This window comes from Paenibacillus arenilitoris, from assembly GCF_014705655.1.
Lineage (GTDB): Bacteria > Bacillota > Bacilli > Paenibacillales > Paenibacillaceae > Pristimantibacillus > Pristimantibacillus arenilitoris.
On the sequence record NZ_JACXIY010000034.1, the window covers coordinates 15,238 to 39,827 of the forward strand.

Consider the following 24,590-nt stretch of genomic DNA (forward strand, 5'->3'; position numbering starts at 1 on the left):
CGCCTCCGTAGATGATGCGCCTTGCGGCCGGTGTAATCTTATTAGCTTCCGAATGCCGCTTTGTAAGCCGCTTCGTATTCGGAGATGATCTGGTCGCCGCCGGACTTTCTCCATTTCGCGACGGCCTCGTTGAAGTCGTCAAGCGTCTCTTCGCCCAGCATGTATTTGTAAGTGGCGTCCGTCACGATCTTCAGCAGCTCCGAGCCTTGCGCCGAGTTCGTCGGCGATTCGAGGGAGTACATCGGATTCAGCTTGGCGTATTTCGTATTTTCTTCAATCAGCTTGGCGGCTTCCGCCCGGAGCGGATCGTTATCGTGAATTTCGTAGCCGAGCTCGCTCGGACGCGAGCTGGAGAACGGCTGCACTTCCTGCTGCCACAGCTCGGTATTCGTGATCGTAACCGCTTTGTTCCCGTCGATCGTATAATGAACGTCTTGAATGCCGTAAGTCATGAGGGCGTACACTTCATCGGACATCAGATCGTTCACGAACTTCAGCACTTGGCGCAGCTCGTTCTCGTCCTTCACTTCCGATTTCGGGAACGAGAGCAGGCCTCCGACGCCGTTCGAGGTGGACCAGATGGCGCGTTCGCTTTCGCTGCCGGTCAAGGTGATGTTGTTGAGCATGATGAGCTCCATGTTATCCTGAACGCCTTTTGCCAGATTGAGCAGGTTTTTGCTGTCGAACAGAGCCCCTACGTAAATGCCGGCTTTGCCTTGGGCGAAGTTCTGCTGCTGATCCGTCTTCGCCGTCACGGCAAAGTCCTGGTTAATGTAACCGCCGTCGTACAGGCCCTTCATGTAATCCATCGTCTTCACGTAGCCTTCGCTCTCGAACTCGGGCAGCACTTTGCCGTCTTCGCTTACGCTCCACACGCTTGGCGTGCCATGGTAGGAGCTCAGCGTCTTGAACGCGCCGAACACGAGATCGCTGCGGTCCATGAAGCCGGTCGTGTCTTTGACCCCATTGCCATCCGGGTCATTCTCCGTAAACGCTTTCGCCACTTCGAACAGCTCGGCGGTCGTCTTCGGCGGCTGCAAGCCCAGCTTGTCGAGCCAATCCTTGCGGACGATGACGCCGTTGCGCGCCACTTGCTTCTGCAGCGGTATGCCGTACAGCTTTCCTTCGATGGAGGCCGATGTGCGGAAGCCCTCCGAAATTTTCGCCAAATTCGGGAACTCGTCCAAATACGGGCTTATTTCCCAGAAGACGCCGGCCTTGAGGGCGTTGCGGACCGATGAATTTTCCATGAGCGTAATCGTCACGATGTCGGCAAGCGAATCGGAGGCCAGAGCCGTGTTCAGCCTCTCTTCCTTGGAAGCGTCCGGAATCCAGGAAAATTCGATCTCCGCTCCCGTATACTCTTCGATTTTGTTCAGAACCGTATCCGTCGGCGGCGTTGCCGTATGCAGGACGTTCAGCCAGCTGATCGTCGGCTTCTCCTGCGGCGCGGCCGACTCGCCCGGATTTGGCGATGCGTTCGAGCCTTGTTCCGAATTCGGGTTCGATCCGCCGCTGCACGCGGCGAGCAGCATCCCGCAGCATGCCATCGTCGCGGCGAGAGTTGTCCAGCTTCTTTTCATTTGCCATTTCCCCTTTGCTTTTTTTATAGGTTGTCCATCTATCTTCCAGCTTCGCCTGAGCGGAAGCAAGAATTCCCGTCGGCGCTTTGGGCGGTTAACGCCATTAATAGACGCCGTCCTCCCCGAATTTTTTGGCGAGCCTGTTCGTGAGCATGACGAGGATCAAGCCGACGAGCCCCTTGAACATTCCGACCGTGGTGCTGAAGCTGAGCTGGCCGTTCTTCAGGCCCGCCGTGTAAATGTACGTGTCGAAAATCTCGCCGACCTCGCGGTTCAAGGAGTTCAGCAGCAGGTACATATGCTCGAAGCCGAGCTCCAGCGTGTTGCCGATTTTGAGGATCAGCAGCGTAATGATGACCGGCCGGATCGCCGGCAGCGTCACATGCCATATTTTGCGCAGCCGGCTTGCGCCGTCCATCTCCGCCGCTTCGTATAGCTGCGGATCGACGACGGTGATGGCCGCCAGGTAGATGATCGTCGACCATCCGGCTTCCTTCCAGATGATCTGGAGAATGTACATCGGCCGCAGCCATTCGGATGATTGCAGGAAGCTGATCTTCCCTCCCCCGAAAGCCGCGATGATTTCGTTCAAGACCCCGCCGTCCACGGTAAGGAACACGTACGAGATGGAGACGATGATGACCCAGGACATAAAGTGCGGGATATAGATCATCGTCTGGATCGCGTTCCGAAACAGCCTGTGCCGGACTTCGTTCAGCATAAGCGCGAGAAGGATCGGAATCGGGAATACGAACAGCAGCTCGAGCCCGAACAAGATGAGCGTATTGCCGAGCAGCATGCCGAACGTCGGCTCCGTGAACAGCCGGACGAAATGCTTGAATCCGACCCATGGGCTGTCCGCGATGCCGAGGTACGGCTGGTAATCCTGAAACGAAATGATGAGGCCGCCCATCGGCAAGTACTTGAAAATAACGAAATAAACGAATCCGGGTATGATCATTAAATATAGCAGCTTGTTCCGCCCTATGCCCTTCAGATGCCGCATCCATTGTTTTTTTGTCCCCGGGCCCGCATGAATCGGAACCGCTGCCGCGTCTGCTTGCTTCACCCTTCAACCTCCTTGATCGCATTTCGTTTGTCTGGACTTAAGCATATCGGCATTTCGTCCATTACGTATATAATCATTAGCTATCGTCGGTCCGGGAACGCTTGATTGATCGGCGGTTTCCGCCGACTCGCCGTTGTTCATGAGCATCATTCACGTTCAGGCTCATACTGGCTTCCGGACCGGATTCGAGGGCGCGGCAGCCCGTTTGCGGGACAGTAGATGATGATTATATACGGAATGGAAACCGCTTGATATGGTGGGACATATACGATCAATGAGGAGGATCACACGTCATGACCCGTACATCGCGCAACAAGGAGTCGCTGGGCGGCAGAACGTTTAACGCTGTCAATTATTCGCTGCTTTCGATTTTCGCGCTCGCCTGTCTATTGCCCTTCGTCAATATTATCGCGAGCTCCTTCGCCTCCACGAAGGAGGTCGTCTCGAAGAAGTTCATTCTGTTCCCGACGACGTTTTCGCTTGATGCCTATACGTTTATCTTTTCGACGCCGACCATCTTCAGAGGTCTGTCCGTGTCGATCGGCACGACGTTCGCCGGCACCGCCGTCAGCATGATTCTGACCGCCTTGATGGCTTACGGCTTGTCGCGGAAATATTTGCTCGGCAGAGGCTTCATTAATTTCATCATCGTCTTCTCGATGCTGTTCAGCGGCGGCATGATCCCGACCTTCCTGGTCGTCAAGGCCGTCGGCTTGATCGATTCCTACTGGTCCTTGATCATTCCGGGCGCGATCAGCGCATTCAACCTGATCATTATGCGGAACTTCTTCCAGGCGCTTCCGGACAGTCTGGAGGAATCGGCGAAGATCGACGGCGCGAACGACCTGCGCATATTGTGGAAGATCATGCTTCCGCTCGCGCTTCCTTCCATCGCCACGCTGTCGCTGTTCTATGCCGTCACGTACTGGAACACGTATACGTCCGCCATCCTTTATTTGACGGACTCCCTGAAGTGGCCGCTCCAAGTGCTGCTGCGCCAGATCGTCATCGTCTCGAGCGGCATGCAGGGAGACACCGCGTCGGTCGACGTCGTGCCTCCGGCGATGACCATCAAGATGGCCGTTATCATGGTCGCGACCGCGCCGATGCTCGCCGCCTATCCCTTCGTGCAGAGGCACTTCACGAAAGGCGCTTTGCTCGGCGCGGTCAAGGGGTAACGGACCGGTCGCGCGGGCAGGCCGAACCGCTGCGGCAAAAAGAAGAAGTTCCGGATGCCCGCCCGAAGGGGGGCGGTCCGGAACTTCTTTTCGCTTTCACTGCTCCGTTTTCATTTTGCGGTAGGCGCCGGGCGTCACATGCTCCTTCTTGCGGAAGGAGCGGATAAAGTTCTGCGGGTTCTGATAACGCAGCCGCTCCGCGATATCCTTGATCGTCATCTCCGTATCCACCAGCCACTTCTTGGCGATCTCCAACCGGTAGTTCATTAAATATTCGCTGAAGGTCGTGCCGTACTCCTTCTTGAAGATGCTGCTCAAGTAGTTCGGGCTGTAATGCAGCCGGTCGCTGATCGTCTCAAGCGATAGGTCCAGATCGTATTCGGAACGGATGATGGCCGCAATCTTGTCCGCAATGGTGCGGAATTGCTGGCTCGTCTTGTCCCGCATGCTTCGAACCATGGGCTGTATCACTTCCATGACCAGAATCCGTTCGATTTCCTCCGGATTTCGGGTTTCCAGCAGCCGGTGATACAGATTGGCGTTGCTTTGCGAGAGCAGCACGTCGCCGCCGATCAACTGCTCCAGCTGAATCAGGTTGTTCACGAACCGGACCAGCGCCACTTCCAGGTCCGCCGGATGCCGGCTGTGCTTCACCATCTCCGCGAGCAGCGGATACAAATAGCGGGACACCTGCCGCTCGTCCCCGAGCCGGATGGCGTCGAACAGCTGCGTCTCCAGCTCGGACGGGTAATGGAACTTCACGGGGCCGGGCAGCATCGTCGATACGTCCTCGTAGAAAATAATCGATTCCTTGCCCAAATTCAGCCTTTGATGAAGCGCGACGAGGCTCGTTTCGCAAGCTTCCCTGCTCTCCATCAAATTGCGGTAAGGATTGCTGATGCCCAGGCTGACGGAAAATCGGAAGTAGTCGCGGGTCGTCTTGATGATGGATTTCCCGTCGTGCAAAATTTGCTTGCGCAGCTCCTGCTCCGTTTCTTTCCCGAACAGCAGAACGGTCGCCTGCGTACGTTCATTCAGCACGACGGGCAGCATTCTGGCGGACGCGGGCAACAGATCCTGCACCGTTCTGCTAACGGTCAGCAGCAGCACGTCCTTGTCCGAGCGGTATTTCTCGTCATAGCTGTCCAACTGGATCAGCATCGTCACGAAACGCGTGTCCGGCCCGACCGGATAGCCGAATCGTTCCACTCCGCGTTCCGCCTCCTCCGGGGTTAGCCGGTTATGCAGCAGGTTCAGTACGTACTGCGTCTCGAGCTGCGGCTTCTCGAGCTCGATCAGCTGCTCCAGCTGCTCCTTCTCCGTGACGATGGAATCGATCGACCGGATAATCCAGTCCACCTCGTCGCGTACCGCAGCGCCGGCGACTTGAGGCAGGCTTTTTTGGATTTTGCGGAACGGCCTGGCCAAATAAAGCGACAAATAATAAGCGACAATGACCATAAGAAGCAGCATGACGATCCCCATGACGACCAGACCGACCAGCGTCGGCTTGAGCGCCTGGCTTACCTTCGACTTGTCCAGCAGCGTCACGTACGTCCAGTTGTTGTAGGACGACTTGGCGTACAGAACGGTCAAACCGCCCGAGATCGACATCTCGCCCGTTGCGGGCAGCCCCGGAACGCCGGCCTGTTCGCTGACCTGCCTGATCTGCTCTTCGGCGAGCACGCCCTTGCCGTCCTCCGCGGCATACAGCAGCTCGCCCTGCTTGCTGATCACGTAAACGGACGTATCCGGCTTGGCCTGCAGCATGTTGTTCAGCGTGTGCATCGGAATGTCGGAGAACGCGATCGCGGTCTTGTTCTTGGAATGGACGGGCAGCGTATGCACGAACCGGATGCCTTCCTCCGTCCGAACCCAGAACAGGCTCCGGCTCAGGTCGTCGACGTACGCCTCTTGCAGCTCGTCCCGTTCACCCTCGGTCAGGCGGGACAAGGAGCCGTTCGAGATCTTCCAGTTCCGCTCCAGACTGATCAGGGAGTATTGCACGCCTTCCATCCCCAAGGTGGCGATGTAGCCAAGCTGCGAATTGAGCTCCCGGTACGTCGCGAATTCCTTCTCGGTCATCGGGCTGGCGATGACATCGCTGAACGATTTGGTCGTGCTGTACGTGCTGAACGCGTATTCGATCGTCTGAATTTTTTGCTCCAGCGTATTCCGGATTTGCAAAATAAGGTTTTGCTGGCTTTCGGCGGCGCTATCGACCACGGATCGTATCGTCGAAAGGTAAATATAGCTGCCAAAACCGATGACCAGTCCCATGCTCAGGACCAGAATCGGAATAAACATGTTGTAAAATGTCTTACTCTTCTTCATCGATTGGCTCCCATGCTCGTTCGGATATCCCTATGCGCGATTCCGGTTTTCTCACACATTATAGCGTTTTCACAAAAAAACTGCATCTCCTAAAGTGCATCGGAATTGGCTTTGGTTTAGAGCCTAAAGCCTATAGCCGGTTCATAAAATCCGCCAGCGCATGGGAAATCCATTTTTTCGGATGCATCACGAGCTGAAGTTCCAGCCCGTTCGAGCGCCGGATCGGTTACAGTTACCTTATCGCTACCTTTTTCGGAGGTGCCCGCATGTTGAAGGTGTCCAGAGAAAATAAAGTTTTAGACTGAAAATTATATTGATTCAACTAGAAGGAGACGACGATAACCGAGGCAGATCAAAAATGTAATTGCGAATTGGTTTTGAATCGTATAAAATGTAGATAACGAAGATCTACAATAGATATATTAATGGGGAGGAGATGAGAACCTTGCAGTTCTCCAAAAGTACAGATTATGCCCTACACGCCTTAGTTCATCTGGGACAATCGGAGCGTTGCAACAACATCGGGATTAAGGAATTATCCGGGACACTTGATGTTTCTGAAAGCTATTTATCTAAAATCATGTCCAAGCTGAGGCAAGATGGAATCGTACGTGCTGTGCCGGGGGTGAACGGTGGTTATGAACTTGCTCGGCCGGCCGATCAGATTACTTTTTTAGATGTGATTCAAGTAATTGAAGGAAGACAGCAGTTATTCGAATGCTCGAATTCGAGATCGCGGCAACATCGGTTGTTAGCGGAAGAAGGGGCTGCACAACAACATCAGGGAAGAAACGAATGTTTGATTGAGAAAGTTATGTATGGTGCTGAAAAGCATCTGCACCAATACTTACGGGACCATACGATTCAGTCGGTATTGGATGAGGCGTTCAAACGTTGTAGTCACAAGTGAACAAGAAGTGTTGAACTTCTTGTGTTTTAATTATGGATATTGTAGGTCTGTGTAAGTTGCGGAACTACTCATTTTTTTGTTTTAATTATGGATATTATAGATACATGGAGGTTTTAATTAAAATGGAAAAAGAACCTATTGATGTGGCAATTATTGGCGGCGGGCCAGCTGGGTTAAACGCCTCTCTAGTGCTTGGCAGAGCAAGAAAAAAAGTGGCGGTAATTGATGCAGGCCGCCCGCGTAACGCTGTGACACGAGAGGTCCATGGGTTTCTTACCCGTGATGGGATCAGTCCCAGTGAGTTTCGGCGAATTGCGATGGAGGAGATCAGCGCCACTGAGCGCGAGGAGCTCCGACGTAATCAAGTTCCTCTTTTGGATTCGCCGATCCGGCGCATCGATTCTAGCGAGGGGATCGTTCGGCAAGTGGTTCTCGAAGACGGAACGATCGTTCCTTGCACAGGGATCTTTTTCAAACCGAATCTGGTTATAGGATCGGACCTGCCACAAACGATCGGGTGCGAGATCACTGAATGGGGAGGGGTCGTTGTCGATGAATTCGGCAAAACGAATATTCCGGGCGTATATAGTGCGGGAGATGCAGCATCGCAAATGCATCAGACTATAGCGGCAGCATCGAGGGGTGCACTTGTCGCTGCGGTCATCACCGGTAATTTAAATGCAGAGGCTTGGGGGAAAAAGGCATGATCGAATTAAATAAAATTAAGCGCGGCCCAATCATGTTCGCTCTGATAATCGGCATGTTTGTCGCCGGTTTGAATGAGACATTAATGGGCAATGCCCTTCCCGAATTTATGAAATCGTTTGGCGTGTCTGCTGCAACAGGTCAGTGGCTTTCTACCGCATATATGCTCGTTGTTGGCGTGCTTGTTCCAGTAACGGCAATCATGCAGCAATGGTTCACAACCCGGCAAATATTTCTGTCGGCGATGAGTTTGTTCCTCGTCGGTACGGTTTCCTCGGCGGTAGCGCCCGAATTCGGCGTGCTGCTAGTCGGGCGTATTATTCAAGCCATGGGAACCGGCATGCTGATGCCGCTTGTAATGAACGTTATTATGACCATTTATCCGCCGGAAAAGCGCGGAGGTGCAATGGGGATGTTTGGGCTCGTCGTCATGTTTGCCCCAGCAATTGGCCCCACTATATCGGGATTAATCATTGACGGACTATCATGGCGCTGGCTGTTTTACCTTGTTATACCGTTTGCGCTGCTCTCCATTATTATAGGAGCTGTTGTCTTGAAGAACGTGTCAGAAGTCACCAAACCAAGAGTGGATCTCCTATCCATCGTGATGTCAACGATCGGCTTCGGCGGAATCGTTTATGGGTTCAGTAATGCTGGAGAACACGGTTGGTCGGAACCAGTTGTCGTCTGGACGATCGCTGCCGGCAGTGTTTCATTGCTACTGTTCGTCTGGAGACAGTTATTGTTAAAGGAACCTGTGATGGATTTACGTGCTTTCCGGTATCCAACATTTGCGCTTATTGTGGTGCTTATGTTTGTGCTAATGATGACATTTTTCTCGTCGGCGATCATGCTTCCGATATTTATGCAAGGCGTGCTCATGATAACGGCATTCAAGTCGGGCCTGATTCTGCTTCCTGGAGGGTTTGTGAACGGGCTCATGGCTCCGATCTCAGGCATGCTGTTTGACAAGTTTGGGCCTCGCATAACGATCATTCCAGGACTGGCCATTGTTGTCATCTCATTGTGGCAATTCACCCGATTCGATGAAGCGACGAGCACGGGTTTCATCGCCGCCGTTCACATCGCACTGATGATTGGTTCCGCGCTAGTCATGATGCCCGCACAGACAGCGGGGCTTAACCAACTGCCAAACCATCTACACCCGCACGGTACAGCGATTTTGAATACACTACAGCAGGTGTCCGGCGCAATCGGCACTGCTCTATACATCAGTATTATGTCGGGCGGACAGAAGCATTACTTGAGCGGAGTGAACGATCCGCAGGCTCCGGCAGAAATTGCTAACGGACTCGCAACGGGCATCAACAATGCGTTCATATTCGGCGGCGTCATCGCCATCGTTGCGCTTGTACTCAGTCTCTTTCTCCGTAAAGGGAAGTCGCCGGAGCTTAAACAGGCGGCAGAACAAGAGGAGTCCATAAATTACAAGGAAAAGTGAGGAATAATCATGAATGACTTTTTCAATGCTTCCATTTGGGAAGATGCATGGAAAAATGATTCTGATACCGTGGTAAACAAGATGAGAAGAGCTGGAATTGATCCTGCCAGATCTTTTGACCATAAAGCCAAAACCTTTAACGAACAATCGTTTAACGAAGAGGGTAGAAAACGAACCCAACGAATCATGAACTGGCTGGAAGGACAAGGAGTTCAATTCGAAAATAATAGCATTTTGGATATTGGCGCCGCATCGGGCGTATTCTCAGTACCTTTTGCAGAGCAAGGGGCTCAAGTAACCGCCGTAGAGACTTCTCCTCCGCAAATAGAATTACTCGAAAAGAACATCTCTAAATTCGCCGAAGACCAGGTGAAGATCATTTCTGAAAAGTTTGAAGATATTGATGTTAAAACAAAAGGCTGGAATCAGGCCTTTGATCTCGTCTTTGTATCGATGTGTCCAGTCATTCATGATTGGCAGAGCGTGGAGAAGGTTCTTCAGTGCGCTCGGAAGTTCTGTTATATCAGTATGCCGATAAATCCTGCGGAGCACAGCCTTGTGAGCGAAGTTTGGCCTCTCATCACGGGTCAGACCTTCCATACGAAACCTATGGAAATGGGATATTTACTTCATTTGTTGTATCTAAAAGGTTATGCTTATGAGTCGCTAATCACGTGGGAAACGAAAACAACAGAGGTCACCAGAGAAGCGGCATTGCAGGAAACAATGACTTGGCTTCGCCATCATCATCTTCCTACAGATGAACATGAGCAGAATCGGAAAATCATAAATGAATATTTAGAGCAAGCCTATTCGTCCGGCAAAGTAGTCATCCGGAAGGGAGGACGTTTTGGCAAGGTACTGATTCGATTACAGGACAGAACATGTATATGGGAGAAATTTGATTTCGGTAAATCGAGTTGGGAGTCCAGAAAAATAGAGATCCCTTTCCGGTCAAGCCATTAAGTCCAGTAAACGGAGATATACCAAGGCTGGGTAAAATATCATGACCACGACTTGGAGCTGGCCGTGCCGCCAGCGGGTTGATCGCTACGCGAGATCGCGCACCAGAAGTGCAGCTGTTTCGCTGCCAGGGCACAAGCGCGGTTCCGGCCGTTCTTGCCGGACGAGTCGCTGGATGTCGCATCTTACGACCGCTAAATCACGAACTTATTGGATCATGACATTCAGGGGGGATCATCAACGGAACGACGGGAGAAGCTCCGACGGTCTCGTGGGTGCCATCGCAAGAGGGCATTATCGAACATTTCAGGCGTGCCGCGCAAACGGGATTGCCCGTGATCGCGTATAAAGTTTCCTCCCGCACGGGCGTGCGCTTAAGCGCGAACGCGGCAGCGGCAATCCTCGCGCTGGACGGGGTTCTGGGAATGAAGGACAGTTCCGGCGGGACCGAGCTGTTCTCGGCGCTGACGCGACTTCGCGTATCGAAGCCCATCCTATGCGGGGAAGACGCGAGCTTTCTCGCGATGCTGCATCTGGGGGCCGCGGGAGGCCTATTAGCATCGGCCAACCTCAGGACGGAGACGATCCTGGAGACGTATCGGCAATTCCGAGACGGCAAGACGGTCCAGGCGGAGAACTCCTTCCATTCGCTGGCTCCTCTAATCGAGCGGTTGTTCCGGGAGTCGAACCCCGCTCCCCTCAAATGGCTGCTCTCGCATCAAGGTACTTTGGCGTCGGAGACACTTCGCCTGCCGCTGATGCCCATATCCGGCGAACTGGGACAGCAACTCGTGAAGGAGCTTTAGCTATCGTGCCGATCACGGGTGTTTACAGGGAATCGCAGCACCGTTTTCAGCTTTGACGGCTCGGTCTTACGGGGATCCGACAAATAAATTTCCCGATGAATTTTGCTGGACCGGATAAATCCCTGTTCCGTACAAAACGCTTCCATCCGGGCAAAGCTTTCCGGTTCTTCGTCGAAGCTTCCAATATGCATCATTTGACAATTCAATCCGTCTTCGACATGCTCAAACCGGATCTTCTCAAGAAACGGATTTGCCCTTTTCCTTTTTGTCTGTTCCAAAAATCGTTCGAAATGTTGCTCGGTTAGAAAATCGGGTTGGCGGATCATAATGGTGTATTTAAAATTGCTTTTGTCCGTCGCGGGCTTTGACCGGTCGAGCAAGTCCCATTCGCCCTCGAGCGGAAAAACCGTATATTCATAGTATCCATCCGGCACATTTTCGCTTTTGTAAGACATTTTCACCGCATAACTCATACTGTACAAAGCTTCCGTCGCCATGGCGAACTCCTCGCCGTTCGGGTCCCCGGAACCGCCGACCGTAAAAAACGGCATCCTCGGCACTTCCACGATTTCCGGCGACGTTTTCGGCCTGTAGAGTTCCTTGTAATCTTTTTTATAATCCACCTTTTTGCCCAAAGCCGACCTCTCCTTTTCACCTATTACCGCTTTAAAAAACATCGAGCGTAGCTTTATCCTAACCGCATCACACTGACACCGTTATGTCAGTGGCATTTGATTTTATTCGGCGCGCGACCTGAAGAACGGCGCCCCAGTGGCGGCGAACCGACTTTTCCGGACGGCGATTGAGACGAATTCGGATTTCGTTGAATAGCTTGTCTCGCTTCCATCCCTCCATAAGGATATGCCCGGAGAAGGTTTCGAGGAGTTTAACGTACGCCTCCGCATCATAAATGCGCTCCCAATCGAAATACCGCAGGTGAACAACCTCAAACAGACCGCTTCTCTCCATCTCATCCCTCTGCTCGCTAAGCTCCCCCGGCCGCGGCCAATCGTTGTCGTCTACCGATTTCCCTTCGCCGAGCTCATAATAAACGGTTTGAATTTCGCGGAAGAAGGGATCTCCCCCGTCCGGAAAAACGTGATCCGCGTTCCAAAATGCCAGGTATCCGCCGGGACGAAGGAGCTGCCATGCCTTCCTGTACCGAACTTCGGGATCCATCCATTTCCAGGCGGTTGCGGCGTATACCAGATCAAACCCGTTCTCCGTCTCCGGCTGCCAGTCCTCGAAGTTCCCATTGATGACGTCAACGTCCATGCCGGCCAGGTTTTGACGGGCGACTGCAGCGAGTTCGGCGCCAAGTTCTATGCACGTGATTTTGAATCCGCGCTTGGCTAGCGGAAGAGTAGCCTTTCCCGTAGCGCAACCCACTTCCAACAAACGATCGCCCGGATTCAAATTTGCTGCATGGATCAAATCGTCGAATAATGAATCCGGGTAATCCGGACGCGCCTGCTGATAAATACTCGCGGCTTGTTCAAATGACTCGCGCAACTTCATGGCATCGTTCTTCACACTCATAATACCTCCTGATCGGTGTTTGCCTTTAAGTATGCACTAACGTTGGCAAGAAATCATCTTCATCACACGATGAACCGAACTGCCGATGAGCGATGCAAAGAAACCTTAAAGCACTTGCCGGATTCCTTGCTTTCCGGATTGAAGGATTCGGATGCCGCGAGTTGAACTTTAGCATTTGCACGAATGTTGTACGATAAAAGGGTAACGGAGTTAATAAGCCCTTTCTACGAGGAGGATGATCACTTGTCAGCAGAAAGCTTCGAAACCGCGATCCCCATTTTACCGAGCAGATCCATTGACGAACAGCTGGATTTCTACCAAGCGTTAGGCTTCGAAGTGACTTATCGTCAAGCTAAGCCGAACCTGTACGCTTGCGTCCGCCATCGGATCGTGGAGCTGCATTTCTTCGTCCTTAAGCAGCTGGACCCGGCGAATTCTTATAGCATGTGCTACGTCCATGTTCCCGACGTGGATGCCGTGTACAAGGAATTCAGCGAGAACTTAAAGAAAAAGTACCGTAAAGTCCTAACCAAAGGACTTCCCCGAATTTCTAAACCGAGCGACCTGATGGAGGACCGCAGATTCAACCTGATCGACCCTGCCGGCAACCGCCTGCTGATCGGAACGAAACATACCGCCATAAAGCTTATCGTAGAGGAAACCTCCAAATTCGCAAGCGCGTTTGAGACCTCATACCGGTTGATGTACGCCAAAGACGAGCCTGCCGATGCAGCCAAAGTGCTGGATCATGTCCTTCCGAAAGCGGAAGAGGCATCGGCAACGCTTCGCTATAGAGCTTACGTACTCCGAGCCGATATCGCCGTCTCTATGGAGGAATGGGCGATTGCGGGTACTTATGTTCAGGAAGCGAATCGGATGACGTTATCCGATACGGAACTCGGCGAGGTGGCGGAGCAATTCGAGAAAGTTAAGGAGCTTAGAGACGCGATCGAAAGGAAGGAGCGATCGTAAATAACATTTCTATGGCGGACAACGCTTTAAAGGCTAATCCTCCGTAAGGGATGACCTTTCCGACAGGCTGCGCATCAGCACGGCTGGCCAAGCAAAAAGGCTGCGGTTGTGCAGCCTTTGCGCCATCGATGAGGCGGCCGGAAGAAACACCTGCTTATGTGCAGGTATTTCAAGGACATGAGCCCCTATCGAGCTTGCCAAACGAAAAAAAGATGTACTACCGCAGGCATTAGCCTCGCAGCACGCATGGAGAGACTAAATTCCTGCACATTTGCAGGCATCGGTATGAACCGCGCTGCCCGAGGGCCGAACATGCGGCGGCTCCCTCATGAACCGCGCTGCCCGAGGCAGTTCATGCGGCGGCTCCGGCATGAGACGCACTGCCGAAGGGCAGCTCACACGGCGGCTTCGGCACGAGACGCTAATCGAGCGAACCTTCCAACTTTCGAAATGGGCGCTTCAGCCCAAATGGCGGTCCCCCAGCGTCAGCGTTCCGAAGCTGGCGCTGCGGTGAAAATCGGGCACGGCGGACTGTACCTCCGCCCAGCTCAAATAATGAGGGGCCGGCGTCCGGTCGCCGCATTTGTAGAAATTGCCTCTCATCGCCGCGCCCGGAACGGCGCGAAAGTCCGGGAACGAGCGTCTTATGAACGCAAACGGAATACGCAGGTCAAGCTTCCAATAGATCCGGCCGCTTGCCGGATCCCGCAAGCCGACTTCGGCACGTATGCCGATCGGGGCGTCAGCGATTTTTTGGCGGTTCTCGCGCGGTTCGCCGACCTCCAGCAGCAGCGTCCCGGCCGCATTCAGCTCAAAGTTGAAGTAACGCGAATCCTTGTCCGGAATCGGCTGGACGAAAAACTCGACGCAGCTGTCCTCGTACACCGGAGCCCCGTCCTCCTTATGCCGGACGACCGGCGATTCCTCGAATACCCGGAATTGCACGTACAGCGCTTCTTCGTCATAAACGCCGCGCACCTCGGTCTCGGGAGGCCGATCAAGCAGCAGCCATTGCCGATTATTCACCGCAACCGGCGGCAGCCGCAGCCACTCCTCGTTTGAAAGCTCCGCAGCCGCCGCGTCATAAGGAAACTCATGATGTTTGTTCATATGGAGAACCGTTACGGTACGGCAACCCATTCGCCGCGCCGGTCCGCCGATTCCCGCTCCGCCGTCACGATCTCGATGCTCTCCTTCGTGCTGGCCGGCGTCGCCGTATCGAGCGGCAAGCCTTGAACGAGCGCTTCCGCAAAATATTTCAGCTGATAATAATAGCCGTGATCCGCCGGCAGCTCGGCCGTGAAGCCTTGGCCTTCATTCGGATGAACGCTCACGACGCCGTCCTCAAACTGGATATTGCCGTGCTCGAAATTGACTTTGTACCCCATCTCGAAGCCGAAATCGCCGTTCAGCGTCCAATCCACGTGAGAGGACACAATTTTGTCGTCCGCAAAGCGGTAATGCGTCGAGACGATATCGTAGCCGCTTCCCGGTATGACGTTCCGGCCGTAGCAGGATACCGCCTCCGGCTTGCCGAACAGCCAGTTGACGACGTCGGTATCGTGCACATGCATATCCAGCAGCGCGCCGCCGCCCTTCTCGTTTTGCAGCACCCAAGGCCCCCAGGAAGGCGTCCCTCCGCCGCGGTAGAAATGAGCGCTCGTGACGCTACCGAATTTGCCGCCCGCAACCAGCTCCCGCAAATAGACGTATGCCGGCCAGAAGCGCAGACATTGCCCGATCATCAGCTGCTTGCCGCTTGCTTCCGCCGCGGCGATCATCGCGTCGCATTCCTCGGCGTTCATCGCCATCGGCTTCTCGCAGAGGACGTGAACGCCGCTGTTCAAGCATTGAACGGCTACGTCGCGGTGCAGGAAGGTCGGCAGCGTAATATCGACGGCATCAAGCCGCTCGCCCTCCAGCATCGCTTGCACCGACGTATATTTGCGGAACCGCCCGTAATCGATCTCGTTGCCCGAGGACGTGTCGATATTGCCGCCGCCGCCTCCTCCGTTCAGCTTGGCCTCGTCGACGTCGCAAAGCGCAACGACGCGAATCGGCGCGCCTTCCCTCTCGAGACGAAGATAATTCTCCAAATGCGTCTTGCCCATGAAGCCAAGCCCGATCAGTCCGATATTCAGCATCAGCGTTCCGTCCTCCCCAATATGGCATCCATCGCCGCCGAAGTGTTGTACACGATTTGTTTCGTATGATAGGTGTAGGGCGGTATCATCTCCGCCGTCACGTAATCGTTGTAACCGATGGCTTCCAGCGCCCGCATAACCGCCGGGTAATCGACGTCTCCCGCGAGCAGGTCGACGAAGCCGTGAAGCCCTCCCGCCTGTCTGCGGTAATCCTTGAAATGAACCTTCTTGATGCGCTTGTTCAAAATGGAAATCCAATGCTCGGGGTAGCCCGCGTAGACGACATTGCCTACATCGAAGTAGGAGCCGACATAGTCGGAGCCGACCGCATCGATGAACCCGCGCATTTCCAGCGGCGACAGCAGAAACTTATTCCACACGTTCTCGATGCCGACCGACACGCTCACCGCTTCCGCTTCCTTCGCCAGCTTCGAGAAGAACGCGAGCGCATTGTCGTATGCCCGGTCATAAGGCACGACCTGCGCATCCGGAATGAAATCGACGCCGACCGCGCCAGGCACGATCAATACGGAATCGACTCCGAGCGCGGCGGCGTGCTCCAGCTGCTTCCTCGCAATATCGAACGCTTTGCCGCTCACCTGCGGGTTCTCGCTCGTCGGCGGGTAGTCCCAGTACAGGCCGCTGGCCAGGCTGGACAGCTCGATGCCGGTATCGTCCGCGAAGCGGCGAACGGCGCGAACTTCCTCGGCCGTGCTCGCAAGGCTCAGCGGTCCGGTTTCGTTCAGCGACAGCTCGATGCCGTCAAAGCCCGCATCCTTGGCCAGTACAATGCTTTCCTCCAGGCTCATGCCTGCCGGGAAAGACCAGATATTGATTCCTTTTTTCACGACGGTCAGCCTCCTTAGCTCGTTATAAAGCTAATTATAGCGACCGTCCCGAGGCTCGCCTTTAGCAAATCGGCCGGACCTTTTGCACAGCTCGAAAAGGATTTATAATGAATGCAAACGAGAAGAAGACGGGGAGAGAGCCGCCCATGGAATTCGCACGCCATACGTTAAAAGAAACGCTTGCGGTGCGCAATCTGATTTCGTTCCATTACTTTGAATTTGCCAAAGGATATGTATTCGAAGGCGAGCAGCATGACTTTTGGGAGTTATTGTACGTGGACAAGGGGTCCGTCGAGGTCAGGGCGGACGACCGCACGCATCAGCTCGAGCAAGGCATGATCATATTCCATAAACCCGGCGAGTTTCATACGGTCGAGGTCGGCCAGCGGCATAAGCCGCCGAACTTATTCGTGCTGTCGTTCGAGTGCGCTTCTCCGTGCATGGCCAGGCTCGAGAACGTTATCGCGCGGCTGGGCACGAATGAACGGAATCTGCTGTCGCTGCTGCTTCAGGAAGGCTTCCACTCCTTCGAGCCTCCCTACGACAATTCGCAAACCCACGAGCTCGTCCGCCGCGACGGCGCTCCGTTCGCCAGCGAGCAGGCGATGCGCAATTACTTGGAGATGCTGCTGATCCGGCTGATCCGGCAGCGGGACGATGCCGATCGCCAAGCCGCGCGCAAGCCCGCCTCGTTCCAAACCGAGAAGGCGGAGCAGCAGACGGCCGAGCGGATTATCGCGTTCATGCGCGAGCACCTGTCCGAGCAGCTTACGCTCGACAGGCTGTGCAAAGAGCTGCATCTCGGGAAAAGCCGACTGAAGGAAATTTTTCAAGCGCAGGCCGGCATCGGGGCGATGGACTATTTCAAGCAGCTGAAGATCGAGGAAGCGAAGACGCTTATTCGCGAGCAGCAGTACAACTTCACGGAAATTGCGGCCATGCTCGGTTACGGCAGCATTCATTATTTCTCGCGCGATTTCAAGAAAGCGACCGGAATGCCGCCGTCGGATTACGCGCGTACCGCCAAAGCCCGCGTCCGGGTGGATCCGGTGTAAAGTCGACTTACGATCTCTTGAATTTTAGCAAACGCATGCTGTTCAGGATCACGATTAACGCGGCGCCCGTATCGCTTATGACGGCGATCCATAGCGTGAGCAGCTCGGGAAAGATGAGAATCAGCGCCGCCGCCTTAATGATCAGGGAAAACCAAATATTTTGTTTAATGATACGCATCGCTTTGCGGCTGAGCTTAACCATATGGGGCAGCTTTGCCAAATTGTCCGCCATGAGCACGATGTCCGCCGTTTCCATCGCCGTATCCGTGCCGGCCCCGCCCATGGCGATGCCGAGATTGGCCGTTGCGAGGGCGGGCGCATCGTTGATGCCGTCTCCGACCATGGCAACGTTATGCCCTTCCGCCTGAAGCTCCTTGATTGCGGCCACTTTCTGCTCGGGCAGGAGATCGGCAAAATAACGGGTGACCCCGGTCTGTGACGCGACCTTTCTCGCCGTGCCTTCGTTATCGCCCGTCAGCATCACCGCTTGATCGATGCCGCCGCGTTTAAGCCCCTCCAAGGCTTGAACCGAAGATTCGCGAACGCGGTCCGCAACGGCGATTACGCCAAGAATCCGTTCCGCGGTACCGACGATGACGATCGTATTCCCTTCTTGCTGAAGGGTCCGAATCTGCGATTCGAGCTCTCCAAGCGAGGAATGGAGCCCCTGGAACAGCTTGGGATTGCCGGCGAAATACGGCTGTCCGCCAATTTCGGCCGTTACCCCTTTGCCCACCAGATTTCGGAAGGATTCGCCCGACGAACGGGGAATATTTCGGTCCTTGGCGTATTCGACCACGGCTTTCGCAATCGGATGAGTGGAATGCTCCTCTAGCGTATAGGCGATGGACAACAGTTCGTCCTGGCTCGCCTCCGTCGCAATGACCTGCGACACCTTCGGCTTGCCTTCGGTTAGCGTGCCGGTTTTATCAAAGGCAATCGCCGATATTCGTCCCGCCGCCTCGAGAAAGGCGCCGCCTTTGATCAATACGCCATTTTTCGCGGCATTGCCGATAGCGGACACGATGGCCACCGGCGTGGAAATGACCAGGGCGCAAGGACAAGCGATGACCAGCAATTCCAAGCCCTTATACAGCCATTCCCCCCATGTTCCAAATCCAAAGAGCGGCGGAAAGACCATGACGGCTATCGCAAAAAGAAATACGACCGGCGTATAGATACGGGCGAATTTATCGACGAACGCCTCTGTCGGCGCTTTTTGCTCCTGCGCTTCTTCAACAAGATGGATAATCTTCGCGATCGTCGTGTCCTCGACCAGCTTCGTGACCGTGATTTCCAACGATCCATGCTCATTGATCGTGCCTGCATATACGGAATCGCCGGCATACTTATCGACCGGAATGGACTCCCCGGTAATCGGCGCTTGGTTCACGCTTGATTCTCCGGCGATTACGGTCCCGTCCAGAGGAATTTTGTCGCCGGGTTTAACGACGATGACGTCACCGACGACAATGTCTTGGGCCGGCTTCCTGACAAGCTGCGAGCCGCGTTGGACATAAGCTTCCGGAGGTGCCAGATCAAGCAGGCTTCGGATGGAATGCCGAGTTTTTTCAATCGAGCGCGCTTGAAGAATATTGCCTAAGGCAAACAGCCACACAACGGTCGCGCCTTCCAACCATTCGCCGATTGCCGCGGCGCCGATAACGGCTGCCGTCATCAGCACGTTCATGTCGAGCGAACGGCTCTTCACGGCATAGAAGGCGCTTCTGGCCGGCTTGTAGCCGCCGATTACGATCGAAACGGAATAGAGGAAATTGAGCAATATCGGGGAAACTCCCGTGTAGGAGCCGAGAAAACCGCACAGAAGAAGAACGCCCGATAAAACAACGGCATTCGTGCCGGACTTGTTCTTTTTCTCGACAGCGCTCCTTCCGCCCGATGCCAAGGACGCTTTATAACCGGCTTTGGATACCTCGCGAATGATTTCTTCTACGGAATTGTCGTGCTCGATGGTCATTCTACCCGAGGCAAAATGTACGCTGACCTGATTGACGGCCGGCAGCGTCTTTAAATGATTTTCGATCGTTAACGCGCAGGAGCCGCAATCCATCCCTTCGACCGTATACGTGCGGGCGTTTTTATTCTGCCGAACCTGTTCCAGCCCGCGGCTCGAGTCCGGTTCGGTTTGGGGCGGATTGCCGATTTCGGTCGAGCAGCAGACATCTTTGGCCGGCGACGGAGCGGCGGTAACTTGCATGAGCTCAATGCTTCTCTTGAACTTGAGCTCCTTAGCGGCCTTCGGTTCCCGCTCGGAAGCGCACGCCTGATCGGAACAGCAAGAATCCTCTTTCTCCTTGCTCATCTTACTTATCCCCCTTAGCTTTTGGCTCAGCAATCCAGCTCATCATTCATGTCGCACGCGGATACCTCTTCCGCGACCTGAGCGAATACGGCCTCCATGACGTCAAGCAGCTGGTCGATCCGTTCATTTCTCAAGCTGTAGTAAATATACTTGCCCTCTTGACGGCTTACGATTATTCCGCAGCCTTTGAGGCACGCCAGATGCTGGGAGATGTTCGACTGATTTCCGTTCAGCTCCGCTACGATTTGCGATACCGTCTTTTCGGACCGCCTGATGCTTTCGAGGATTTGGAGCCTTGTTTTGTCGCCGAATCCGCGAATGAATTTGGCTTTTACTTCTACGCTTGATTTTTCCATTAGGCTGTCCTCCGCCATCGCATTAGTCGTTTCTAATATGTATTATATTAGCACCGCCTAATATGTGTGTCAACAATTCCCGCAATCGAAACAGCGGCCCGTCATTGACTAAAAACTTGAGTCGCAGACTGCCGCTGTTGCTTGAACGATCATAACCGTATTATTGCGGCTGCGAATCGGACAGATGGAGCAGCTCCGGTACGGTGACGAACGAATAGCCTTGCTCGCTGAGCTCGGGGATGATTTGTTTCAACGCTTCAATCGTATTGGACAACTCATGGTCCTTCCCGCCGGAGGAGTGCTGCAGGATGATGCCTCCGGGCCATATTTGCTCGCGTACCAGCTCCAAAATATCCGGCGCCGACAGCCCCGACCAGTCCATCGTATCGACCGACCAATTGACGATCGCGAGCTTCATCTCATACACCAGCTCCTCCTTCTCCTCATCCAATGCCCCGTAAGGGGGACGAAAGAGCGAAGGGCGGACGCCGGCTATCTCCTCCAGCTTCTGTTGCGTATCGTTGATTTGTTTCCGGGCTTCTTCCATTGTGATGTCGTTGAATCGGGGATGCGACCATGAATGATTGCCGATCGCATGGCCTTCGTCCACAATCCGCCGCACCACCTCGGGGTGGGCGGCGGCTTGCGAGCCGAGCATAAAAAACGTGGCTTTAATTTTGTTTTCCTTCAAAATATCGAGTATTCGGGGCGTCACGACGTCATCGGGTCCGTCGTCGAAGGTCAGCGCCGTTCGTTTGCCGTCAGAGGCCTGTCCGTTATAGTAAATTTTGTTTTCAATAGCCGGTTCCTCGGCCTTGCCCGTCTCCTGCGAATTGCCGCCTGCCGGCTCCTCCGCGATTTCAAAGTAACGCTTCAGTCCGTCGACAACGGCTTGCGCCGCGGTCGCTTGTCCCTCGAGGCTTAGCATATCCGCCTCCTGCTCGGCGTTCGTCAAATAACCGATTTCAATGAGCGCGGACGGCATTTCGGTCAAGGAAAGCACTTTGAGCTGCTGCTTCTTCACCCCCCGGTCGCGAAATCCCGTCGCCTCCACAACGTGCCGCTGCATCGTTTCGGCGAGCAGCACGCTGTTCTCGTTCAGGTACAGCGTTTCCGTTCCCGAGACGGAAGAATCTTCATACGTATTGCCGTGGATCGATAGGAACGCGTCCGCCTCCCATTCGTTCGCGAACGCGGCCCGATCCTCCAGTTCGACGAATGTGTCGTCGGATCTTGTTAACAACGGTTCGAACATCGGTTCCGCTTGAAGCAGTTCAAACACTTTCCGGGACAGTGATAACGTATAGTCCCTCTCATAGTCTCCGCTCGCTCCGGTTGCGCCCGGATCATGGCCCCCATGGCCCGCATCGATAATGACCGTGTAGGCTCGCATGCCCGGCGGCGGCTTCGGCGATCCGTCGATTGACGGACCGCTTCCAGCGGCTAATTTCTCCGGAACAATCTCCTCGCCGGAAGAACGGTTGTTCCAGGCGATGATGCTGCCGATCCAGAAGATAAGCAGCAGAAGAACGACAAGGAATCCTCTCGCTAGCGCTTTGCGTTTCGTTAAAGTCGTCATGGCTCCTCCTTATGTGACGGATAAGACAAGTTGTTGTCGCTCCTTCAACTATAAGAAAGGGATGTCACAACGGCTGCAACGAGATGTCAACGGGATGTCAACAAGTTGTAAACAGGAGAACACGGCAGCCCGGAAAGCGGGAACCGTGTTCTCCTGTGAAGCCGGGCCAGATGAACCTTTATTTGAACGCAATAATGAAATTTTGCGCCTCGGCCATTGCCCGATCCAGCCGTTTGGCTCCGCTTAGGAGCAGCTTCCCGTTATTCGGGCTCCAATCAAGCTGAGCGGCGTAGAGGCCTTGATAAATCAACTTTTTGTCCACCACGTTATTCCCATACAGCTTGGCCGCATAGACGGAATCCTCCTGCATGTAAGCGATGTGCTTCCGGTCCCGCGACATCCGGAAAATCCCGATATCCCGAAGCAGCACCGATACGGCGTTATTTCGCCGATCGTACGCATACAGCACCCCGTCCGAGCCCGTAAACGCGATTTGATCCGGATGGACCCATTCGACCAGCCCGTCACCGCCGATAGAGTGCTTGTACTCGCCAACAAATCGATCATCCGCCAATCGGCCGAATTCGAGCGATTCATCCCTGCTCGGCTGCACGGCGACGGCTGCCTTCTGTTCGACGCTAACCGCGGACTGCTTGACGATCACCGCGCTTTCGCCGTCATCCGAAATATGAACCGCCGTTAAATACGCGGAAGGGTCTTCGTCAATGGAGTACTCGTCGATACTTCCATCTTCCGTATCGTAGACGCCCAGCATAAGCGCTCGCTTGTCGGCGTCCCTCATTGTGAAGCACAAATATCGGCCGTTGCCCGACCAAGACAGCTGAGCCCCCTTCGGTTCGAGCCGTTCGACGTCAAGCACCTTATCGTCGCCGCCGGTCAAAGAAGCAAGCTTCAGCGACAGGCCGCCCGGTCCCCCTACCGTGAAGTATGCGACATAGCGGCCGTCCGGCGACAACACGACATTTTCAGGGATGAACAGGTCGCTCGTCTCCCATAACTCCGTCAACGAATCGTACGGAGCGTCGGCGCGATAGAAGCGGGACACATCCTTAAATTCGGCATTTACGGCAAGTACGGCATCGGCGTCTAGCCATCCGATCGAGCGGACCGCATACCGCTGCATGACCGGGTAGATCGTATCCACTTCGAATAAGGAAGGCGCGGCGCTCGGCGCCGGGCCGGGCTCCTCCTCAATTATGATCGTCTTCGTCCTGGGCTCCCCAAGACAGCCCGTCAGCATGAGGCAAGCGACGATAAACAACGTACATGCGGCGCTTCGTCTCCTCATTGTTCCTCCCTCCCATCCTTCATGAACGGAAGATCGATAGACACGTTCGTTGCCCCGCCATCGCTCGTCAACCGGATGCGTCCTTGATGCTCGTCCACGATGCTTTTGCTTATGCTAAGGCCGAGTCCGGCGCTTTCCGATTCCTTGGAAGGATTGCCCGCTCTGTAGTAAGGCTCGAAAATTTTGTCCAAATGCTCCGGACTGATCGGCTCTCCTTGATTGGAAATGACGATTCGGACATGCTCCCCTTCCAGACGGGCAGACGCAGCGATGTCCGAATGCGCTTCCGAATATTTAATCGCATTGTCCAGCAGGTTAATGAAGAGCTGGCGCAGCCGATCCGACCGGCCATGCACGAGCAGCCCGGCTGGCGCAACGCATCGAATCGTCTTTTTGTACCTTTGCGCCTTGATGGTCATCGTATCGCATACTTCCGCCAATAGCTGCGCCGCATCCAGCGTAACGTGCGACTCGTGGCCTTCGGAAGCCTTGGACATTTCGAGCAGCTTCAATACCATGTCATGAAGCCTCTTGCTTTCGTCTACGATGTGATTCATCCCTTTTTCGAATATCGCCGGATCCTTCACGCCGTCCGCTCGGATAATTTCCGCATACCCCATAATCGTCGTCAGCGGCGTCTTCAGCTCATGCGTCACGTTATCGAAAAATCGTTTGCGGTGAACGTACAATTCTTCCAGCCGATCCCGGTCCTTCTCGATAATCGCGAACTGATTGCGAAGCTTCTGCAGCATGCTGCCGAAGTTGACGGCCAGCTTGCCGAGCTCGTCCTTGCGCTTGATCGCGAGACGGACGTTCAGATTGCCGTTCATCACTTCCGTGGAAGCTTGCGTCAGCTTGACGACGGGAACGGTAATATGCCGCGATAAAATGTAGGAGAACAGGAAAGCGGCGGCAAACACAGCCAGCGCGGTCAAAAAAATCGTACGCTGCATATAGCCGCTTTGCTCGTAGAGCGAGCTGAAATCTTTGGCAAATCGAACGATGCCCACTTCGGTGCCGTCGATCACGATCGGATAGGCGTACAGAACGGATGCTTGCCCGCCTTCCAAGGTGATCGTATACGCCGTTTTGCCCTGCAGCGCCTGCAGCAAATCGCCGCCCTCCGCAGGAAAGTCCGCTTGATCGGAAGCATAAAGCTGCTCCCCAGCAAGCGAATAGAGGCCAACGCCGCTCGAGGAAGCGTACTGCAAATTCATCCCCAGCTCTTCGGCCATTTGCTCGAAATAGATCGTATCGTTCTCAAAGTGATGTGTCAGGAACGATTGCCGGATATAGCCGTTGCTGTTGTTTTTCAAATCCTTTAAATTGTTCGTCACGGTCGTTTGGTTGGCGGATTCGATTTGGCGGGTTACCCATTGGTTCAAGATCAGAAAAAAAACGCTGAAAATAACAAAAAAACCGATTAGAAATTTGGCTTTGATCGTGTACAGCATA

Annotated in this window: 21 protein-coding genes; 8 read left to right on the forward strand and 13 right to left on the reverse strand. The window is 54.2% G+C overall.

What is annotated here, in order from left to right:
• Positions 1–41: 41 nt before the first annotated feature.
• Together IDH41_RS24140 and IDH41_RS24145 are read right to left on the reverse strand one after the other, a co-directional pair.
• On the reverse strand, positions 42–1,583 hold the full coding sequence (locus IDH41_RS24140) for an extracellular solute-binding protein (protein ID WP_223830023.1): 1,542 nt from the start codon (positions 1,581–1,583) through the stop codon (positions 42–44).
• 103 nt (positions 1,584–1,686) lie between these two features.
• Positions 1,687–2,589 (reverse strand): ABC transporter permease, encoded by a 903-nt coding sequence (locus IDH41_RS24145; protein ID WP_190865803.1) that lies wholly within the window; start codon positions 2,587–2,589, stop codon positions 1,687–1,689.
• A gap of 356 nt (positions 2,590–2,945) precedes the next feature.
• Here IDH41_RS24145 and IDH41_RS24150 point away from each other — a divergent pair, with 356 nt between their 5' ends.
• The gene (locus IDH41_RS24150) at positions 2,946–3,830 is read left to right on the forward strand and encodes a carbohydrate ABC transporter permease (protein WP_190865706.1); all 885 of its coding nucleotides are present in this window, start codon (positions 2,946–2,948) and stop codon (positions 3,828–3,830) included.
• A 96-nt stretch (positions 3,831–3,926) separates the two neighbouring features.
• Here the strand turns inward: IDH41_RS24150 and IDH41_RS24155 are convergent, their stop codons facing one another.
• A complete protein-coding gene (locus IDH41_RS24155; RefSeq protein WP_190865708.1) occupies positions 3,927–6,164 on the reverse strand; it encodes a helix-turn-helix domain-containing protein in 2,238 nt (745 codons plus the stop codon).
• A 445-nt stretch (positions 6,165–6,609) separates the two neighbouring features.
• Here IDH41_RS24155 and IDH41_RS24160 point away from each other — a divergent pair, with 445 nt between their 5' ends.
• The 5 genes from IDH41_RS24160 to IDH41_RS24180 all read left to right on the forward strand — a co-directional run bounded on the left by IDH41_RS24160 (position 6,610) and on the right by IDH41_RS24180 (position 11,010).
• The gene (locus tag IDH41_RS24160) at positions 6,610–7,074 is read left to right on the forward strand and encodes an RrF2 family transcriptional regulator (RefSeq protein WP_190865710.1); all 465 of its coding nucleotides are present in this window, start codon (positions 6,610–6,612) and stop codon (positions 7,072–7,074) included.
• Positions 7,075–7,196: 122 nt separating this feature from the next.
• Positions 7,197–7,781, forward strand: coding sequence for an NAD(P)/FAD-dependent oxidoreductase (locus IDH41_RS24165; RefSeq protein ID WP_190865805.1), 585 nt, complete (start codon positions 7,197–7,199; stop codon positions 7,779–7,781).
• Complete coding sequence (locus IDH41_RS24170) at positions 7,778–9,241, forward strand: MDR family MFS transporter (protein ID WP_190865712.1); 1,464 nt, start codon at positions 7,778–7,780, stop codon at positions 9,239–9,241. The genes IDH41_RS24165 and IDH41_RS24170 overlap by 4 nt, the downstream gene beginning before the upstream one ends.
• A gap of 9 nt (positions 9,242–9,250) precedes the next feature.
• Positions 9,251–10,207: a class I SAM-dependent methyltransferase gene (locus IDH41_RS24175; protein WP_190865714.1), complete on the forward strand. Its 957-nt coding sequence runs from the start codon at positions 9,251–9,253 to the stop codon at positions 10,205–10,207.
• A 272-nt stretch (positions 10,208–10,479) separates the two neighbouring features.
• Positions 10,480–11,010 (forward strand): dihydrodipicolinate synthase family protein, encoded by a 531-nt coding sequence (locus IDH41_RS24180; protein ID WP_317890811.1) that lies wholly within the window; start codon positions 10,480–10,482, stop codon positions 11,008–11,010.
• Here IDH41_RS24180 and IDH41_RS24185 read toward each other — a convergent pair.
• Together IDH41_RS24185 and IDH41_RS24190 are read right to left on the reverse strand one after the other, a co-directional pair.
• Complete coding sequence (locus IDH41_RS24185; RefSeq protein WP_223830024.1) at positions 11,007–11,645, reverse strand: GyrI-like domain-containing protein; 639 nt, start codon at positions 11,643–11,645, stop codon at positions 11,007–11,009. The genes IDH41_RS24180 and IDH41_RS24185 overlap by 4 nt on opposite strands.
• A 67-nt stretch (positions 11,646–11,712) precedes the next feature.
• Positions 11,713–12,549, reverse strand: coding sequence for a class I SAM-dependent methyltransferase (locus tag IDH41_RS24190; RefSeq protein WP_190865718.1), 837 nt, complete (start codon positions 12,547–12,549; stop codon positions 11,713–11,715).
• A gap of 243 nt (positions 12,550–12,792) precedes the next feature.
• Here IDH41_RS24190 and IDH41_RS24195 point away from each other — a divergent pair, with 243 nt between their 5' ends.
• Positions 12,793–13,521 (forward strand): bleomycin resistance protein, encoded by a 729-nt coding sequence (locus tag IDH41_RS24195; protein ID WP_190865720.1) that lies wholly within the window; start codon positions 12,793–12,795, stop codon positions 13,519–13,521.
• 459 nt (positions 13,522–13,980) lie between these two features.
• Here the strand turns inward: IDH41_RS24195 and IDH41_RS24200 are convergent, their stop codons facing one another.
• The 3 genes from IDH41_RS24200 to IDH41_RS24210 are packed head-to-tail and all read right to left on the reverse strand — an operon-like array spanning position 13,981 to position 16,513.
• On the reverse strand, positions 13,981–14,631 hold the full coding sequence (locus IDH41_RS24200; RefSeq protein ID WP_190865722.1) for a carbohydrate-binding family 9-like protein: 651 nt from the start codon (positions 14,629–14,631) through the stop codon (positions 13,981–13,983).
• Positions 14,632–14,642: 11 nt separating this feature from the next.
• On the reverse strand, positions 14,643–15,665 hold the full coding sequence (locus IDH41_RS24205; protein ID WP_190865724.1) for a Gfo/Idh/MocA family protein: 1,023 nt from the start codon (positions 15,663–15,665) through the stop codon (positions 14,643–14,645).
• Positions 15,665–16,513 carry a sugar phosphate isomerase/epimerase family protein gene (locus IDH41_RS24210; protein ID WP_190865725.1) on the reverse strand — a complete coding sequence of 283 codons (849 nt, stop codon included), beginning with the start codon at positions 16,511–16,513 and terminating at the stop codon, positions 15,665–15,667. The genes IDH41_RS24205 and IDH41_RS24210 overlap by 1 nt, the downstream gene beginning before the upstream one ends.
• Before the next feature lie 146 nt (positions 16,514–16,659).
• Here IDH41_RS24210 and IDH41_RS24215 point away from each other — a divergent pair, with 146 nt between their 5' ends.
• Positions 16,660–17,568 carry an AraC family transcriptional regulator gene (locus IDH41_RS24215; RefSeq protein ID WP_190865727.1) on the forward strand — a complete coding sequence of 303 codons (909 nt, stop codon included), beginning with the start codon at positions 16,660–16,662 and terminating at the stop codon, positions 17,566–17,568.
• A 7-nt stretch (positions 17,569–17,575) separates the two neighbouring features.
• Here the strand turns inward: IDH41_RS24215 and IDH41_RS24220 are convergent, their stop codons facing one another.
• From IDH41_RS24220 to IDH41_RS24240, 5 genes are all read right to left on the reverse strand, one after another.
• Entirely contained in the window at positions 17,576–19,891 is a 2,316-nt protein-coding gene (locus IDH41_RS24220) for a heavy metal translocating P-type ATPase (RefSeq protein ID WP_190865729.1), read from the reverse strand.
• A 26-nt stretch (positions 19,892–19,917) separates the two neighbouring features.
• Positions 19,918–20,247: an ArsR/SmtB family transcription factor gene (locus IDH41_RS24225; RefSeq protein ID WP_190865731.1), complete on the reverse strand. Its 330-nt coding sequence runs from the start codon at positions 20,245–20,247 to the stop codon at positions 19,918–19,920.
• A 160-nt stretch (positions 20,248–20,407) separates the two neighbouring features.
• Positions 20,408–21,826 (reverse strand): N-acetylmuramoyl-L-alanine amidase, encoded by a 1,419-nt coding sequence (locus tag IDH41_RS24230; RefSeq protein WP_190865733.1) that lies wholly within the window; start codon positions 21,824–21,826, stop codon positions 20,408–20,410.
• Positions 21,827–22,004: 178 nt separating this feature from the next.
• Positions 22,005–23,135 (reverse strand): beta-propeller domain-containing protein, encoded by a 1,131-nt coding sequence (locus IDH41_RS24235; protein ID WP_190865736.1) that lies wholly within the window; start codon positions 23,133–23,135, stop codon positions 22,005–22,007.
• Entirely contained in the window at positions 23,132–24,589 is a 1,458-nt protein-coding gene (locus IDH41_RS24240) for a sensor histidine kinase (protein WP_190865738.1), read from the reverse strand. The genes IDH41_RS24235 and IDH41_RS24240 overlap by 4 nt, the downstream gene beginning before the upstream one ends.
• Between the last annotated feature and the right edge of the window lies 1 nt (position 24,590).